Below are 14576 nucleotides of genomic sequence, written 5' to 3' on the forward strand. Positions count from 1 at the left end.
CTTTCTTCAAGGGTGAAGGACGACCTTGATGGCTCCGGAGGCCCGGTCACCCGCCACGCGGAAGGCCTCTGCGGCGTCGTCGAGGGGGAAGCGGTGGGTGATCACCGTCCGCGCGATCTCGGGGTTGCCGGCGAGCAGCGCTGCGGCCTGTTCGGTGTCGCGGATGCCGTTGTGCCTGCTGTAGGCGATGGAGTGGACGTAGGTGAGCTCCTTGACCAGGCTGACGATGCCCGAGATGGGAACGGTGTGCTGGTATACCCCCAGCAGCACGACGCGACCGCCGGGGCGTGCGAGTTCGGCACACCGGGCGAGGCCGGCTTCGGTGCCTGCGGCGTCGATCACCACGTCGTAGGCGCCGGTCACCGAGCCGGCGTCCAGGCGTTCGGCCGCGATCCTTTGCTGCTTGTGGCGCACCTCGACATCGACGTCGAAGCCGTGCTGCCGGGCCGTTGCCGCAGCCAGCAGCCCGATGCTGCCGCCGCCGACGACCGCCACCCGTTCCCCTGGCTCGAGTGCGGCGCTGCGGACACCGTGCCCGGCCACCGACGCCGGCTCCACCAGGCAGGCGTCGCGCACGTCCAGGCCGGGTGGGAGCGGAACGAGCATGTTCTCGGGAACCGTTGCGGCATCGCACATGCCGCCGTCTCGGAAGATGCCGAGCGTGCCGTGCTCCGGGGCGTTGCATCGCTGGACGTGGCCAGTGCGGCATTGGTCGCATTCTCCGCAGTAGACCGTGGGTTCGACGGCGTAGGACCGGCCGTCGACGGTGGTGCCGGCGAATTCGTGGCCATAGATGTAGCCCTGCACGCCGCTGGTCGCGAAGTTGACGTCGGTCCCGCAGACACCCATCGAGGCGATGGCGAGGCGGACTCCGGGGCCTGCCGGCTCGTCGGCCTCGGTCACGAGGATGCCCTGAGCGGTGTTTCGGATGGCGCGCACGCTGTTCCCCTCCATATACTGCTATGCGAACAACGTTAACTTATACTAAGTGATAGGTGTTCGCATAGTGTCTATCCTTGTCTGGCGCGCGAATCGATGACGACAACCGGGGCACCGCGGCCGGGAACAGCGGCCTGGTGGCTTGCCAGGGAGCGGGAACCCGCGCGGCAGCGTCGGCGCCGATCGCTGACCCTCGATGGCATCCTCGATGCGTCGATGGCCCTGCTCGATGCGCGCGGGGCCGCCGCGCTGACCATGCGCAACGTCGCCGAGGCGCTCGGCTGCACGCAGGCGTCGCTCTACCGTCACGTGCGCAACCGTGAGGAACTGGTGACGCTGCTCGTCGACCGAGCGGTCAGCGTGGCGAGCTCGGTTCCGCCCGACAACGCGGATTGGGCCGAGAAGGCGGCGTGGTCCGCACGCCTGTTCCGCGAGCACCTGCGCCGGCATCCCGGCGTGGCTTCGCTCCTTCGCGGGACCGAGCGGCTCGGTCCCAACTCACTGGCCGGGGTGGAATACGCCCTCGAACTGTTCATCGGCGCGGGTCTTGGCCCCAGACTCGCCTACGCCGCCGCATCGTCGCTGGCCACCTTCGTCATCGGCTCGGTGCACTTCAACCTCGGACTCGACGCACAGGATCCAGAAGAGAGCCGTCACCGGCGACAGCTGTATCGCTCGCGAGACGCCGCGGCCTTTCCGCTGCTCGTCCAGCACGCCGAGATTCTCGCGGACGTCGGTAGCGACGACCAGTTCGAAGCCGGCCTCAACGCGTTGCTCACCGGGTTCCGCGCCCTGATCGAGCACGCGGACGTAACACGCGACTAGGCCGGCGCGGCCCTGCTGATATCCGTCGGACACCCGCCGTGGCGGAAGGACGTCGATGCGAGAAAAGACCTGGCTGAGACCTGGGACGACCGGCATGGCGGTGCTACTGGGCCTGTGGCGGACCACCGGCGGTTCGAGGGAATCCCCTTCGCCTCCCGCCCACCGGCCCGTTGCGGTGGGGCTCGCCCCAGCCCGCGAGGCCGTGGACAGCGCCGCGCGATGCGACCGAGCCCGGCAGCCTCTGTGCACAAAGTGCTTCCCTCGGCACTCCTAGTGAGGCCGAAGACTGCCTGTACCTCAACGTGACGACCGCGCGCCGGAGCGACGGCAAGAAGTTGCCGGTGCTCGTCTGGGTCCACGGCGGCGGTTTCCAGAGTGGTGCCGGTTCCCACTACGACGCCGGGAAGATGGCCGTGCGCCCGGCAATTTCGGCCTCGAGGACCAGCAGGCCGCGCTGGGCTGGGTCCAGCGGAACGCCTCCGCGTTCGGCGGCGACGCGCGGAACGTGACGGTATTCGGTCAGTCGTCGGGGTCCCGGAGCGTCTGCGGCCTGCTGACGTCACCCGGTTCGGCGGGGATGTTCCACCGGGCGATCATGCAGAGCGAGCCCTGCACCCAGGTGGACTGGCCGACCGCCGACGCGACACCCGACCCCGATCCGCCCGGGTTTCCCCGCCCACGGACCAAAGCGGAGCAACACGGACTGTCCCTCGCAGACAGTCTCGGCTGCGCCGATCCGGCGAAGGCCGCATCCTCGGCCAGTCCGGTCCGAGGAGAGATTCCGGTGGCGAGCAGGACCACGTCGGCGTCCAGCATCGGTACGAGATCGGTGCGCACCCGATGCCCAGCGTCGATCCCGAGCAGCTTCGTACCGGTCAGCACGCTGACTCCTTCGGACTTGAGCCAGCGGAGGATCTCGGTACCCGCTTCCTCGCCGAGCCTTTCCCGCTGTGGCAGCGCCTCGGGGCACAGCACGGTGACCTGCGGACCCAGCCGGCTGAGGGACACCGCCGCCTCGCAGCCGATGAACCCGGCCCCGACCACGAGCACGCTGCGGCCGCCCCTGGCCGCCGCGCGCAGCTCCCGCGCGCTTTCGGCGGAGCGCAGCGTGCGGACCTCGGCGTGCTCCGCTCCCGGCACCGAAGGTCGTTTCGGCTCGCGCCGCTCGCGAGGAGACAGCGGGAGTACGCCACCGTCTCACCGGCGGCGGTCGTGACGGTCCGTGCGCCGGTGTCCCATGCCGTTACCGGGTCCTCCAGTGAGATGTCGATCCCGCGCTCGGTGTAGAAGGACGGCTCTTCGAGCGGGAGTTCCCCGTCGCCTGCTTCGTCGCGCAGGAATTCCTTCGACAGCGGTGGCCTCGCGTACGGGGCTTCCCTGTCGGCGGTGAGCATGCGGATCTCGCCGACAAGGCGGCGGGGCACGGGCTTCCCGACGGCCAGCAGGGGGCCGTCGATCACGGGCTCGCGAGCGGATGGAGGTCGTTCAGGAGAGGGCGACCCAGCGTAGCCAGCCACGGTCGGCACCCGCCGCGGTCAGCAGTGCGGCGAGCACCCCGGTGGCCCCGGAGAGCAGGCTCTGGTCCGTGTCACCCAGCCGCACGATCTCCGGCAGCCGTTCGCGCAGGAACCCGTCCAGCCGTTCGCGCAGTACCGCGGCGGGGGAGAACGATGCTTGCCGGTCGAACGCGTCGGCTACCAGCAGGATCCCGGCCGCGCCGTGGCAGATGGCCAGTGCGTCGCCGGTCCGTTCGGTGTCGAGGTGCCGGCAAGCATCGTAGGCGTCGCAAAAGGTCCGGATGGCCGCCAGCGCGGCGTCGCATAAGGAGCGGCCTTCGTCGAAGCCGGCTCGGCGCAGGGCGCATCCCGCGGTCCACAGGGCCCAGCTGATGCCGGGGTTTCCGTAGCACCATGCCTGCCTGCGCACGACACCGAGCGCAGGACTGCCCGGTTCGGGCAGGCGGGCCCGCCACGACACCACCCCGAGTTCGTCGACCTCCTGGTGGCGGTACAGCCAGGAGGCCAGGTTCCTGATGGCGGGGAGGGTGCCCGGTGCCTGCCGGTCGGACACCATGCTGAGCGCGGCGAGCGTGCCGGCGACACCGTGGGCGAGACCGGTGATCACCGCACCCTGCGTCCAACCCAGTAGCGGGTGTCCTGCGTGCGCGCCGATCCGGAAGCCGGTTAGCCGGGGATCGGCCGCCAGCTCGGCCAGGTGCCTTGCCATCGGCGTCGGCTCACCGGTCGTCAGCGCGAGAAGCGCACCTGCCGGGCCGCTGACCAGGTCGTAGTCGGTGAAGCCGACCTCGCTGGATCGCCAGTGCTGCTTGGCGGTGCGAAGGGCGGCCGCGGTGCGTTCCGCGGCCGGGGTGACATCGGTGTGCACGCTGGAGATCAGCCGCATTCCGGCCAGCACGCCGGCGAAGCCGCCGTGCAGCGCCGGGCCGCGGCAGTGGACGCTCCCGCGCAGCCAGGCGCGCATCGCGTCGTGACTCACCCGATGTTGCGCGATGGACGCTACCGGGTTCTGTGCGACCAGTGTCGCGAGTACGGCCGGTCCGAGGTCGGGCGCGGCCGTACTCGCGTTCTGCCGTGCGATCCAGGAGGTGAGTACCGCGCCGGCGGCCGTCAGCAGCTCCCGGGAGGTAGCGCGGCCCTGATCAGCCGTCTGCGTGGTCATCCTCGCTGGTCGCCCGACCCGGTCACCAGCAGTGGTACCAGGACCACGGGCCACAGCCGTAACTACAGAGCAGCAATGACGGAGTTTCGGCGTTGTCTACGGTGCTGAGCTGGTTGATCTGGGTGTCGAGCTGGTCGACCAGGCTGTCCAGTTCGGACAGTTCCAATGTGGATTCCATGTGGTTCTCCTTCTCTTGTTCATTTCCCCACCGGTTGCGGTGGTGCCAGGGAGCTGTCCGAGCGTGGCCGGGGCAGCATCGGGTTTTCCGTGGTGGTGACTTCGTGCCAGGCCGCGACCGCCTGTGTGGCGAGCCGCGCCGGGCTGGTGGTGAGCGGCAGCCGGATCAGCAGTTGGGCGGCGAGTTGGGCGCCGTGTTCGTCGAGCACCGGCAGCCGGCCGGGGGCGGGCAGCATTTCCTCCAGGACGAGTCGGGAGACGGCGGGGTCGTCGAGCAGCCGGTCGAAGATCCGCAAAGCCGCGAGGCTGTCCAGGTCGACCGGCCGGGATCGGCGGCCGCCGTCGGCACGGACGAGGTTCCAGCGTGGTGCTCCGGTGGCCGGCCGCAGGTTCGCCAGCGCACGGGCTCGTGCGCCGAAGTCCGCGCCCGGCCGGGGAAGCAGGTCGCGCCCGACTCGCACTGAGCCAGGTGCGACTACCAGCTCGCCGTCCAGCAGGAGCCGGGGCGTGCCGGCCCGCAGGGGGAACACCGCGGTGGGATCCCCGAACAGCCGCGGGGTGGCCAGCCTGCTCGCCGGTGCCGCGGCGGTGAGCAGCGGGACCAGCGTGTCCCAAGGGGGTGGTGGTCGCCGGGTGGCGTGGTAGACCGGCCACAGCAGACCGCCGTCGAGGTCCTCGGCGATCACCCGCCCTTCGTGGCGCCGCAAAGTGATGCGCTCCAGCGGGAGGTACCGGCGCGCGTTCGCGTGGTCGTCCAGGTAGGTGGACGGATCGGCGTCCCCGGTCCAGGTGCGGGTGTAGCAGGGGCGGCGAACGGTGTTGGCGCCTTGATGGCCTTGCGGGGGCACCAGGATCTCGACGAACTCGGCTTCGCCTTCGGCCGCGGTCGCTTCGAGGAACGCGCGGTAGTCGTCGACCTGCCGAACCTGGCCGTGCAGGGCACGCAGCGCGCCGGCGAACCGGGCGTCGACCACTCCGGCCGGCACCACGGCCTCCAGCACGGCCAATGGCTTCCGCAGCGGCCGGAGCAGGCAGTCCACCGGCCATCGTGGCCGGGCGGCGGGCGGTGCGCCGATTTCGTCCAGCACCGTCCGGTCGATGTCGATCTCGGCGGCGCCGTCCTGTGCCGTGAGCCAGTCGCACAGCCGCTGGTAGGCGGTACCGGGCCGGGGCCTCGGCCAAGAGGAGCTCGGTGGCTCGACCGGTTCGGTCTCGTGGTCGCGAAGAAACTCCGCGAAGATCTCCGTGACCGGCCGAGGGTGCGCACCGACCAGCTGGAGCGCTGGGTGCGGCTGGTCGTGCCCGCCGTGGGCCAGCACTTCGGCGAGCCGGTTCGCCTGCGCTAGTAGTTCGGGCAGCCTGGCCGCGGCGGTGGCCGAGACATGGCCGCTCACCCGGCGATAGACGTCCGCGAAGCCGGATCCGGTGGCCTCGCCGCTGGGGTTTGCGGTCCAGCTCTCCAGTCTGCCGACCGGTTCCGCCGAAATCTGCACTACTCCGAGCCGGACCAGGTGGTGCAGGAAGTCCCGCAGTACCGTCCGGCTCCGCTCGTCCGCCGCGGGCACCAGCCGGGCCAGCACTTCGGTGGCCCGCAAGGCGCGGGCACCCAACACGCGGCGAACCGCGTCCACCGCCGGGGTCAGCCGTACGAGGATCTGGCGCATGCCGTCGGCGCTGTCGTGGTCGGCCACCCGGCAGCACAGCCGGTCGCCTTCCACCCAGCTCGGTGCGGCCAGGCTCAGCCATGCCTCCGGCAGGCCGGCCTCGGCGGCGAGTGCGCGCCGGTCGCCCTGGATGTTGCTCAGCCGGTGCACCGCGAACTCGCCGACCGTGAGCTCGTCGACCAGCGTGTCCATCGGCCCCGGTGCGAGGTCCACCAAGGCGACCTGGCCGAGCCAGCCGCGTGGGGTGCTCTTCAACGCGGCCCGGGACAACAGCCGCAGCAGGTAGTCGGCGCGCTTGCGCATCCGCTTGCCGGTCCATCGCTCTCCCGCGGCGAGCCGGCCGCGGATCTCGCCGATCAACGCCGGGGCGGTCGCCGTCATCATGCGCCGGACGGCTTCGTCGCCGGTGACCAGTTCCCAGGGGAGTTCGAGCAGCCGTCGCTCCGCGTTGTCCAGCGCGGCGAGCAGTTCGCCGTCCCTGGTGACCAGCTCGGTCGACCAGGCGCCGGCCAGCAGCAGATCGGTGCCCAGATCACCGGACGCGCCCAGTGTGCGTCCGGCGGCGGCGAGTCGCGTGCACGATCCCCGGTCGACGAACTCACCGCGGTGCAGCCGCCTGCGCAGCTCGATGGCCGAACGCCGCAGGGCGGTCGTGAGGTGGGGCTGCGGGACGAGCTCCTGGCCGACGCGGTCGGCGAGTGCCTTCGTGAAGTCCCGGTAGGCGGCCTCGGCACGGATCTGGGACCGCACCTGATCGAACAGCTCCGGGCTGCCGGCGGCGGCCGGCACCGCGGCCGGGAGGCCGGCGACCCGCAGCAGGGCGGTGGTCCCGGCTGTACCGCTTGCCGGACGGTCAACGGACATGGTCGGCCACCCTGGCCAGCGACTCGGTGATCAGCACCTGTCTGCCGAAGCTCAACGCCGCCCTGTTCCAGTGGAAGACGACGTAGTGGGCGGCGGCCTGACGTGGTCCGATGCTGGCCTGGTCACCGCTGAAGTACTCCGTCCACCACTGGCGCAGCAAGGGCCTGGCCTGCTCGGCATGTCGTTCGGCCAAGTGCCGGGCGTGCTCGGGTACCGCCCGTGCCAGTTCGCCGGGCCGGCTCCAGCAGCGGAGGAACTCCGCGGCAACGTCCGCTGTGCCGTCCGCCGCGCCGCTGGGCCACCGCCGTCCCGCCTCGCGCACCCTGGCCCACACGTCGCGGTCCTCCCCGGCGTCGCCCCGCAGTTCCTCGAAGACCGTGCGCAGCATCAGCAGGGACAGTGCCCACGAGGGACAGCCGTCCGGCCTGGTGTGCTGGTCCAGCCAGGTCAGGGAGTCCACCGTGAACAGTCGGTGCGCCCAGGACATCGAGGCGGGGCCGCCGAAGAGGTGCATTTCGGGTTCGTACACCGCCGGGCGTATTTCGGTGACCAGTCCTGCTTCGCGCCATTCCCGGACGCGCTGGTGCAACGCTGTCTTCAGCGCGTCCGTATGCCCCACGGCCGGTGCGAAGCGCAACCGCAGGCCGGGCGGCTTGTGCATGAAAAAGAAATCGGAGATTTCCCCGTGGGCAAGCCATTCGCGGGCCAGGGACGCTACTTCCGGGTAAAGCAGGCGTGCCTGACCGGCACCCGGCGCCAATCCCAGCTGCACCCACGCCTCACCGCTGGCGGCCGCCAAGGCGGCCGCGCCCGCGGTGAGGAACGTCCGGTGTGCCTCCGCGAGGCCGGTGGTGTCCTTGCCGTCCGACAACGCCGTGATGCAGTCGGACAGGAACTCGACCATCGATACCGAATGGCCACGCAAATGCATCGCCGTTGGCACCACCATCTTATCTTTCCCCTCGGAGCTCGGAGCGGATTCCGCTGCGGTGGATCTGCGGCCTCAGCCCATGGTGATCCCTCCGTCGTGCTTGGAGAACGGCCGTCGCCACGATGTACCCGATGTGTTGGCGCGGCTGGAAAAAGCTTGCACTTTTCGGAAACCCGACGGATGCGCGCCAACCAGCAACGATAGAGATCACATTCGATGATGGGCATTAATCAGCCCTGGGTTCCATCACCCTGGCGAATTACGGCGTCCCGATCGGTGGCCGTTTCAGTGTTGTGTATCTGCCATTCGGGCAGCCCGGTCACTCAGTGCCGGTGATCCGGCCGGAATCGGTGCGCGCGGGAGGGGACATGGCAACCCAAGCGGTGGATGTGGTCCACCGGCCGGTGGACCGGTGCGCACTCCGAGCAATGTGCTGCCCGTACCGCGATACTCCTGCCGGACGGGCGGTGCTTCCGCGGTCCGGCCACACGGGCGTGCCCAGCGCCGGCAGGGGCCTTGACGACTGTCGCGTCAACGCCCCTGCGCGAGCGTAGGCGTCTACGCGCTGCGGCCAGGGTTGAGCTTGCGGGCGAGGCGTTCGGGCCTGGGCCAGCGGACCTGGGTGGCCCAGCCGAGCTTCTCGAACATCCAGATGATGCGCGCGGACATGTCGAGCTGGCCGCGGCGGACGCCGTGGCGTGCGCCGGTGGGGTCGGCGTGGTGGGAGTTGTGCCAGGACTCGCCCATGGAGGCGATGGCCAGTGGCCAGAAGTTCGCGGACTTGTCCCTGGCGGTGAAGGGCCGGTCGCCGATCATGTGGCAGAGCGAGTTGACCGACCAGGTGACGTGGTGCAGCAGCGCGACGCGGACCAGGCTGGCCCAGAAGAACGCGGTGAGCGCGCCTTGCCAGGACAGGGTCGCGAGTCCGCCGATGAGGGCGGGTGCGAGCAGGGTGGCCACGGTCAGTCCGGGAAACCAGCGGTTGACCCTGGTGATGTCGGGGTCGGCGAGCAGATCGGGGGCGAAGCGTTTCGCGTTGGTCTGTTCGCGCTGGAACAGCCAGCCCATGTGGGCGTGCCAGAAGCCCTTGGCCAGTGCGGCCGGGCTGGTGCCGAACCGCCAGGGGGAGTGCGGGTCGCCGTCGCGGTCGGCGTAGGCGTGGTGACGGCGGTGGTCGGCGACCCAGCCGATCACCGGGCCTTGCATGGCCATGCTGCCGGTGACGGCGAGGGCGATGCGCAGGCCGCGCTTGGCCTTGAACGCGCCGTGCGTGAAGTGGCGGTGGAACCCGACGGTCACGCCGAGGCCGGTCAGGAAGTAGAAGCCGAGGGCGAGGCCGACGTCGAGCCAGCCAAGCCCCCAGCCCCAGGCGATGGGCACGGCGGCGGCGAGTGCGAGTAGCGGGACGATGGTGAACAGCTTGACGAGGAAGCTCTCGGTTGAGCTCTTTTCGCCCGACAGCATGGGTTCCGCGCTCGTGCGAGGTTCCTTGGCCGCTCGCTCCAGGGTGGTGGTCATGATCGATCTCTCCGGTAACTGAACTTCGTCGCCGGGGTCTGGGGCGATCGTTGAGGGAGTAGCCGTCTCACGGCGGGCTAAACCCGTGACTACGGTGGGTGATGTGGCTGGTACGGAAGGGCCGGGCACCGTGCGGTGTCCCGGCCACTCCCTGGTCAGGCGATCAGACCGCGCGTACGCCGCTGGCCTGCGGCCCCTTGGGGCCCTGGGCCAAGGTGAACTCGACGTACTGGTTCTCCTCGAGACTGCGGAAGCCCGCGCCCTCGATCTCGGAGTAGTGCACGAACACGTCGGGTCCGTCCTCGCGGGCGATGAAGCCGAAGCCCTTTTCCGCGTTGAACCACTTCACGGTTCCTTGAGTCATAGCTGTTTCCTTACAGGTGTTCATTCGCGGGGCGGCGGTCGCCGCACCCGGGCCGGACTGTCAGACGACTACTTCTCCGGCTTGTCCTGCAAGAAAAAGAAGTGGAACGCCCGCAACGTTCTTGGCGAGCGTGCACGAAACACGAACACATAAAACCAACGACCACTCCGTACAACCACGTCGGTGCCGGATTCGTTCCCGGCAGGCGCCCGGGGTGGGCCGGGTCACCGCGTCCCGGCGAAGGTGTCGAGGTCGTGGCTGAGCCGGTCCGAGGGGTCGCCGCGGTCCCGCTCGTCTAGCAACTGTTGAGGGTGAAGCCCAGGTTCGTGGTGCGGGAGGAGTGTCGGTGAGCAGGCCCCTCTATCAGCTGAAGGCGGAGTTCTTCAAGACTTTGGGGCACCCGGCGCGGATCCGGGTGCTGGAGCTGTTGTCGCAGCGGGAGCACGCGGTGGCGGAGACGCTGCCCGAGGTCGGGATCGAGCCGGCGAACCTGTCCCAGCAGTTGGCGGTGCTGCGACGGGCGGGTCTGGTGGTGACCCGTAAAGAGGGCTCGACGGTGCTCTACGCGTTGACCAGCACGCAGGTGGCCGATTTGCTGGCGGTGGCCCGGCAGATCCTGACCGGGGTGCTCTCCGGTCAGGTGGAGTTGCTGGATGATCTGCGCACCCGGTGACCTCGACCGGGTCGGCCCGGCGTGGGTCGGATTCGGCCGCGCCGGACGGCTAGGGCGCCGTCCCCAATTTTCTCGGTTCGAGTGCGGCGGGAGCAGGATGTGCTGAGTTTGTGGCGCAAGATCCGCGTTCGGCTCCTCCTGCCGCCACTGCATCCCGACCGCGTGAGCCAGGTGCTGCGCCGCCTGCTCCACTCTTACGCCGAGGCCCGGTGACGCGGCCGCCCGGCGGAAATGCTGCTCGACTTTGCCGACGTACGACGCCTGCACCACTGGGCCGTGTACCTCGCCATCGACCCGATTGGTGATAGACGGTTCTGTTCCCGAAGACGTGGACGGTTGGTCGTCTCGTCGAGAGGGCGTGGCATCAGCGGGCACGCCCGCGATGGTCTCGTGATCGACCTCCGGCAGGACTCCTCGAGCGCGCAGATGCCCCAAATGGCCCAGCGCTGACCTGATCATCATCTTGCGTTGTCAGCGGCCAGTCGGAATTCCCCGCGGACGGCCACCCACGGACGGCCAGTTCGACTCCCCGCTGGCGGCCATTTGCACGGTCAGTGATCGCAGCAGGTTCGTCGGCCGGCGCGGCAGTGCTGGTCATGCCGCGAGGTTGATCGCGCCTCGACCGCCAGCACGGCGCGTTGAACGGCGCGGCGCGGTGGCACGGGATCCGTCAGTTGCCAAGGTCGTTGCGGCTCGGCGTCGTTGCAAGAACACGTTCTCGATAGCGGGCGCCTGCGCGTCAGTCTCCTCCTGCCGCGAACGCCCTCTTCTGCCGATGACAGGTTGTTCGCCGACGGGTGATCAGGTGGGGCAGCGGTAGCGGTCATAGGCCTCATCGGTTGGTGACGCCGCCGCGTCGGCCGGCAGTCGGGTCTGTCCCGGATTGAACTTCCGCGGTGACGTTGCCGTCGTCGTTGGCGGAGGTCCACCCATGAGTTCTGTGCGGCACCTGGTGGGCTCGCCGGGCGCGTCGTGGTCAGTCCGAAGCGATCTGGTGGCCGTCGGGGAAGTCGGTGGAGCGGGACAGTTCCTCCCACTCGTGCAGGTCCTTGTCGACCGCCGCGCGGCCGGCCGTGGCCAGTCGCAGCGCGTCTGAGCCCAGGACCAGATGCACGGGCGGTTTCTCGGCTTCCAGGACCTTCAGGACGGCCTCGGCCGCTTTGGTCGGGTTGCCCAGTTGGTTGCCGCTGGCCGCTTGTCGGGCCGCGCGGATGGGTTCGAACAGCGTGTCGTAGTCCTGGATGGATCGTTGCGTGCGGACCATCGATCGGCCCGCCCAGTCGGTGCGGAACGAGCCGGGTTCGATGATCGTCACGTGCACGCCGAAGTCCGCGACCTCCTTGGCGACGGTCTCCAGGATGCCTTCCACGGCGTACTTGCTGCCGCAGTAGTAGGCCAGCCCGGGCACGGTCATCAGCCCGCCCATGGAGCTGACCGCGAACACGTGCCCCGCACGACGCTTGCGCATGAACGGCAGTACCGCCTGGACCGTGGCGGCCACACCGAACACGTTGACGGCGAACTGCGCCCGCAGCTCGGACAGCGGTGATTCCTCGAACACTCCTTCGTGTCCATAGCCGGCGTTCGCGATAAGCACGTCGATCGGTCCGATCTGGGCCTCGATCTCACCCACGACGGAGAACACCGCGTCGTCGTCGGTGACATCCAGCTGACGAGCGTGCGCACGTCCCGGCGCGAGCGCTTCGAACGCCGCGACGTCCTCCGCCCGGCGGGCCGTGCCAACGACGGTGTGCCCGGCGTTGAGCGCCCCTTGGGCGAACGCCCGGCCGAGACCGCTGCTGACACCGGTGATCAGGAAAAGCATGACTACCCTCCAGGTAGGACACGGCACCAGATCTCGACCATCGTCTCGGTCATGCGATCCAGGCCGCCGGGTTGTGTTGACGCGTAGTAGAAGTTGCGTTCGGTCATCCAGCACAGGGCGTGGGCGAGCGCCGCCGCGCCGGTCGGGCCGTCCTCGTCGGGCAGGCCGGCCGCGACGAGGACACGAGTCATGGCCTCGGTGTTGTTGGCGATCGTGTCGCGCCACAGCCGGGCGATCTCGGGCACTTCGGGGCCGAACTCGACCGCCGCCCGCATCACGAGTCCGTGCTCACGCCAGGTGCGGGCCGTGTTCTCCACAGCCCTTCGCACAGTGTCGTGCGCGGGCAAGCCGGGGTCGGCGGACTGAACGTCCAGGTGCAACCGGGCGACGGTGCGTGCGACCAGTGCGGCGAGAACCTGCTGTTTCGACCCGAAGTAGAAGTACAGCGAGCCGCGGGAGATGCCCGCACCCTTGGCGATCGACTCGACGGTCATCGGCTCGGTGTGTTCCCGTTCGAGCAACACCTCGGCGGCGTCCAGGATCGCCTGTTCCCGTAGGTCGCCCTTGCTCGGGGTGTCCCGCCGTTTCGCTGCCACGACATCACTATTACACAGTGCAGAGGAAAATCGGCACAGTGTCGAAAATATTCTGCGTGACGTAGACCGCACTGCTTGCGTCCGGCTCGAAGCCTCAGCTCGGGGAGTGACTACGGCCGGCAACAGATCTCGGCGGGGTGACGATGGCTCGGGAGCACTCGGGGGGAGTCTCACGCCGAGGACACGCCCGTGGCTGGGTTCTGCGGCCGGCCATCGCAACACCTCGGCTAGTGCTTCGGATGGTGTTCGCGACCGATGCCACGCGAGACTCCAGTAGTGAAACAGGATTTCGAGAGGCTTCCTTCGTGTGCGCGTGGCTAGTTCAGCCCGGTGATGAACTCGCTGAACAGGCGGTTCGCCGAGCCGGATTCGAACAGGCGCGTAAGGTCTGCTCGGGCGATCTGGTGCCGGAACTCACCTTGATACGAAGCGTCCCCGGCGTTGTGCACCAGTTCGGTCCACCACGTCGCGAATGCCTGGTAGTTCCACACGTGACGAAGACACGTCGACGAGTAACTGTCGAGCAGGCTCGAATCCTGATCGTTGGTGTGTCGGACTACGGCGTTCGCGAACGCCTCGGCGTCGTGCAGGGCCAGGTTCATTCCTTTCGCGCTCATCGGAGGAACGATGTGAGCGGCATCCCCGAGCAGATACAGCCGGCCGTAGCTCATCGGGCTATACACCACACTCCGCAGCGGCACCAGCTGTGTACTGGCGATCCGACCCCTCGAGGCCATGGGTTCACCGAAGCGAGTCTCGAGCTCATCCCAGATGCGCTCGTCTGTCCACTCTGATGTCGAGCTGTCGAGAGGGCACTGCAGATAGAACCGGCTTGCCTGCGGACCACGAGCGAACTGCCCCGCGAACCCATGAGGGTGGAGCGCCATCATGGACTGGTGATTGGCGGGAACCTCCGCCAAGATGGTCAGCCACGCGTATCCGTACTCGTGCGAGTAACGCGTGAGAGACTCGCTGGGGATGGCTGTCCTGCTGACGCCGCGGTCACCGTCACAGCCGGCGACGAACTCGCAACTGATCACCCTCGTCGAGCCGGCACTGTCTCGATAACGAACGAGTGGTTCGTCACCGTCGATGTTCTCCACCGAGACCTCGGCATCGAAGCGAAGGTCTCCGCCATCGCTGACGAAGACGTCGATGAGGTTGCGGACAAGGACCTGCTGAGGGCAGAAACGTCCGTCGCCGTGATCGTCCTGTCCGAACTCGAGGGGGCGCGTCTCGCCGTCGATCCGGAAGTTCATCGCCGACTCGAAGGGGGCACCTCCGATCACCCGGTCTTCGAGTCCCCACTCACGGAACATGCGTGCCGCCCGGGTGTCGATGACCCCGGCTCGCTGTCGCTGCTCGACGTATTCACGGCTGCGTTTCTCCACGATGACGCAGTCAATTCCGCGCCGCAGCAGGAAATTGCCGAGCGTGAGCCCGGCGACTCCCGCTCCCACGATCACCACGGTGGTGTTCTTGTCCACTTCGGACGTTGATCGGTTTGTTGGCATACCCCCA

12 protein-coding genes and 2 pseudogenes are annotated in these 14576 nt (G+C 68.7%); 3 read left to right on the top strand and 11 right to left on the bottom strand.

Annotated features, from left to right (window positions below):
* Nucleotides 1-6: 6 nt before the first annotated feature.
* Nucleotides 7-939, bottom strand: coding sequence for a zinc-dependent alcohol dehydrogenase (locus AMYNI_RS0125640; RefSeq protein WP_026360923.1), 933 nt, complete (start codon nt 937-939; stop codon nt 7-9).
* Nucleotides 940-1035: 96 nt separating this feature from the next.
* On the opposite strand from AMYNI_RS0125640, the gene AMYNI_RS0125645 reads away from it, so the two are divergent.
* Both AMYNI_RS0125645 and AMYNI_RS48395 read left to right on the top strand, forming a co-directional pair.
* Nucleotides 1036-1764 carry a TetR/AcrR family transcriptional regulator gene (locus AMYNI_RS0125645; RefSeq protein WP_157357484.1) on the top strand — a complete coding sequence of 243 codons (729 nt, stop codon included), beginning with the start codon at nt 1036-1038 and terminating at the stop codon, nt 1762-1764.
* 170 nt (nt 1765-1934) lie between these two features.
* Nucleotides 1935-2314: pseudogene (locus tag AMYNI_RS48395) on the top strand (carboxylesterase family protein); the annotation flags it as partial.
* On the opposite strand, the pseudogene AMYNI_RS47455 reads toward AMYNI_RS48395, so the two are convergent.
* The 7 genes and pseudogenes from AMYNI_RS47455 to AMYNI_RS0125680 all read right to left on the bottom strand — a co-directional run bounded on the left by AMYNI_RS47455 (nt 2284) and on the right by AMYNI_RS0125680 (nt 9961).
* Nucleotides 2284-3158: pseudogene (locus tag AMYNI_RS47455) on the bottom strand (FAD-dependent oxidoreductase). The pseudogenes AMYNI_RS48395 and AMYNI_RS47455 overlap by 31 nt on opposite strands.
* 91 nt (nt 3159-3249) lie before the next feature.
* Nucleotides 3250-4443: a lanthionine synthetase LanC family protein gene (locus AMYNI_RS0125655; protein ID WP_020670934.1), complete on the bottom strand. Its 1194-nt coding sequence runs from the start codon at nt 4441-4443 to the stop codon at nt 3250-3252.
* A 22-nt stretch (nt 4444-4465) separates the two neighbouring features.
* Nucleotides 4466-4621, bottom strand: a complete 156-nt coding sequence (locus AMYNI_RS49635) for a hypothetical protein (protein ID WP_020670935.1) — start codon at nt 4619-4621, stop codon at nt 4466-4468.
* 19 nt (nt 4622-4640) lie between these two features.
* A complete protein-coding gene (locus AMYNI_RS0125665) occupies nt 4641-7148 on the bottom strand; it encodes a hypothetical protein (RefSeq protein ID WP_020670936.1) in 2508 nt (835 codons plus the stop codon).
* Complete coding sequence (locus tag AMYNI_RS0125670) at nt 7138-8079, bottom strand: thiopeptide-type bacteriocin biosynthesis protein (RefSeq protein WP_245573996.1); 942 nt, start codon at nt 8077-8079, stop codon at nt 7138-7140. The genes AMYNI_RS0125665 and AMYNI_RS0125670 overlap by 11 nt, the downstream gene beginning before the upstream one ends.
* Before the next feature lie 558 nt (nt 8080-8637).
* Nucleotides 8638-9597, bottom strand: a complete 960-nt coding sequence (locus AMYNI_RS0125675) for an acyl-CoA desaturase (RefSeq protein WP_020670938.1) — start codon at nt 9595-9597, stop codon at nt 8638-8640.
* Nucleotides 9598-9760: 163 nt separating this feature from the next.
* Nucleotides 9761-9961, bottom strand: coding sequence for a cold-shock protein (locus tag AMYNI_RS0125680; protein WP_020670939.1), 201 nt, complete (start codon nt 9959-9961; stop codon nt 9761-9763).
* Between the two features lie 346 nt (nt 9962-10307).
* Here AMYNI_RS0125680 and AMYNI_RS0125685 point away from each other — a divergent pair, with 346 nt between their 5' ends.
* Entirely contained in the window at nt 10308-10634 is a 327-nt protein-coding gene (locus AMYNI_RS0125685) for an ArsR/SmtB family transcription factor (protein WP_020670940.1), read from the top strand.
* A gap of 976 nt (nt 10635-11610) precedes the next feature.
* Here the strand turns inward: AMYNI_RS0125685 and AMYNI_RS0125700 are convergent.
* From AMYNI_RS0125700 to AMYNI_RS0125710, 3 genes are all read right to left on the bottom strand, one after another.
* Complete coding sequence (locus AMYNI_RS0125700) at nt 11611-12459, bottom strand: oxidoreductase (protein WP_020670943.1); 849 nt, start codon at nt 12457-12459, stop codon at nt 11611-11613.
* A gap of 2 nt (nt 12460-12461) precedes the next feature.
* Nucleotides 12462-13055 carry a TetR/AcrR family transcriptional regulator gene (locus AMYNI_RS0125705; protein ID WP_020670944.1) on the bottom strand — a complete coding sequence of 198 codons (594 nt, stop codon included), beginning with the start codon at nt 13053-13055 and terminating at the stop codon, nt 12462-12464.
* Between the two features lie 317 nt (nt 13056-13372).
* Complete coding sequence (locus AMYNI_RS0125710) at nt 13373-14542, bottom strand: 4-hydroxybenzoate 3-monooxygenase (RefSeq protein ID WP_020670945.1); 1170 nt, start codon at nt 14540-14542, stop codon at nt 13373-13375.
* Between the last annotated feature and the right edge of the window lie 34 nt (nt 14543-14576).

The sequence above is a fragment of the Amycolatopsis nigrescens CSC17Ta-90 genome, from assembly GCF_000384315.1.
Classification (GTDB): Bacteria; Actinomycetota; Actinomycetes; order Mycobacteriales; family Pseudonocardiaceae; genus Amycolatopsis; species Amycolatopsis nigrescens.

What these genes read in the sequence shown, in the direction of transcription:
- AMYNI_RS0125670 (WP_245573996.1), bottom strand. Translation starts at nt 8,079, where the DNA reads ATGCATTTGCGTGGCCATTCGGTATCGATGGTCGAGTTCCTGTCCGAC.
- AMYNI_RS0125665 (WP_020670936.1), bottom strand. Translation starts at nt 7,148, where the DNA reads ATGTCCGTTGACCGTCCGGCAAGCGGTACAGCCGGGACCACCGCCCTG.
- AMYNI_RS0125680 (WP_020670939.1), bottom strand. Translation starts at nt 9,961, where the DNA reads ATGACTCAAGGAACCGTGAAGTGGTTCAACGCGGAAAAGGGCTTCGGC.
- AMYNI_RS0125675 (WP_020670938.1), bottom strand. Translation starts at nt 9,597, where the DNA reads ATGACCACCACCCTGGAGCGAGCGGCCAAGGAACCTCGCACGAGCGCG.
- AMYNI_RS0125700 (WP_020670943.1), bottom strand. Translation starts at nt 12,459, where the DNA reads ATGCTTTTCCTGATCACCGGTGTCAGCAGCGGTCTCGGCCGGGCGTTC.
- AMYNI_RS0125645 (WP_157357484.1), top strand. Translation starts at nt 1,036, where the DNA reads ATGACGACAACCGGGGCACCGCGGCCGGGAACAGCGGCCTGGTGGCTT.
- AMYNI_RS49635 (WP_020670935.1), bottom strand. Translation starts at nt 4,621, where the DNA reads ATGGAATCCACATTGGAACTGTCCGAACTGGACAGCCTGGTCGACCAG.
- AMYNI_RS0125655 (WP_020670934.1), bottom strand. Translation starts at nt 4,443, where the DNA reads ATGACCACGCAGACGGCTGATCAGGGCCGCGCTACCTCCCGGGAGCTG.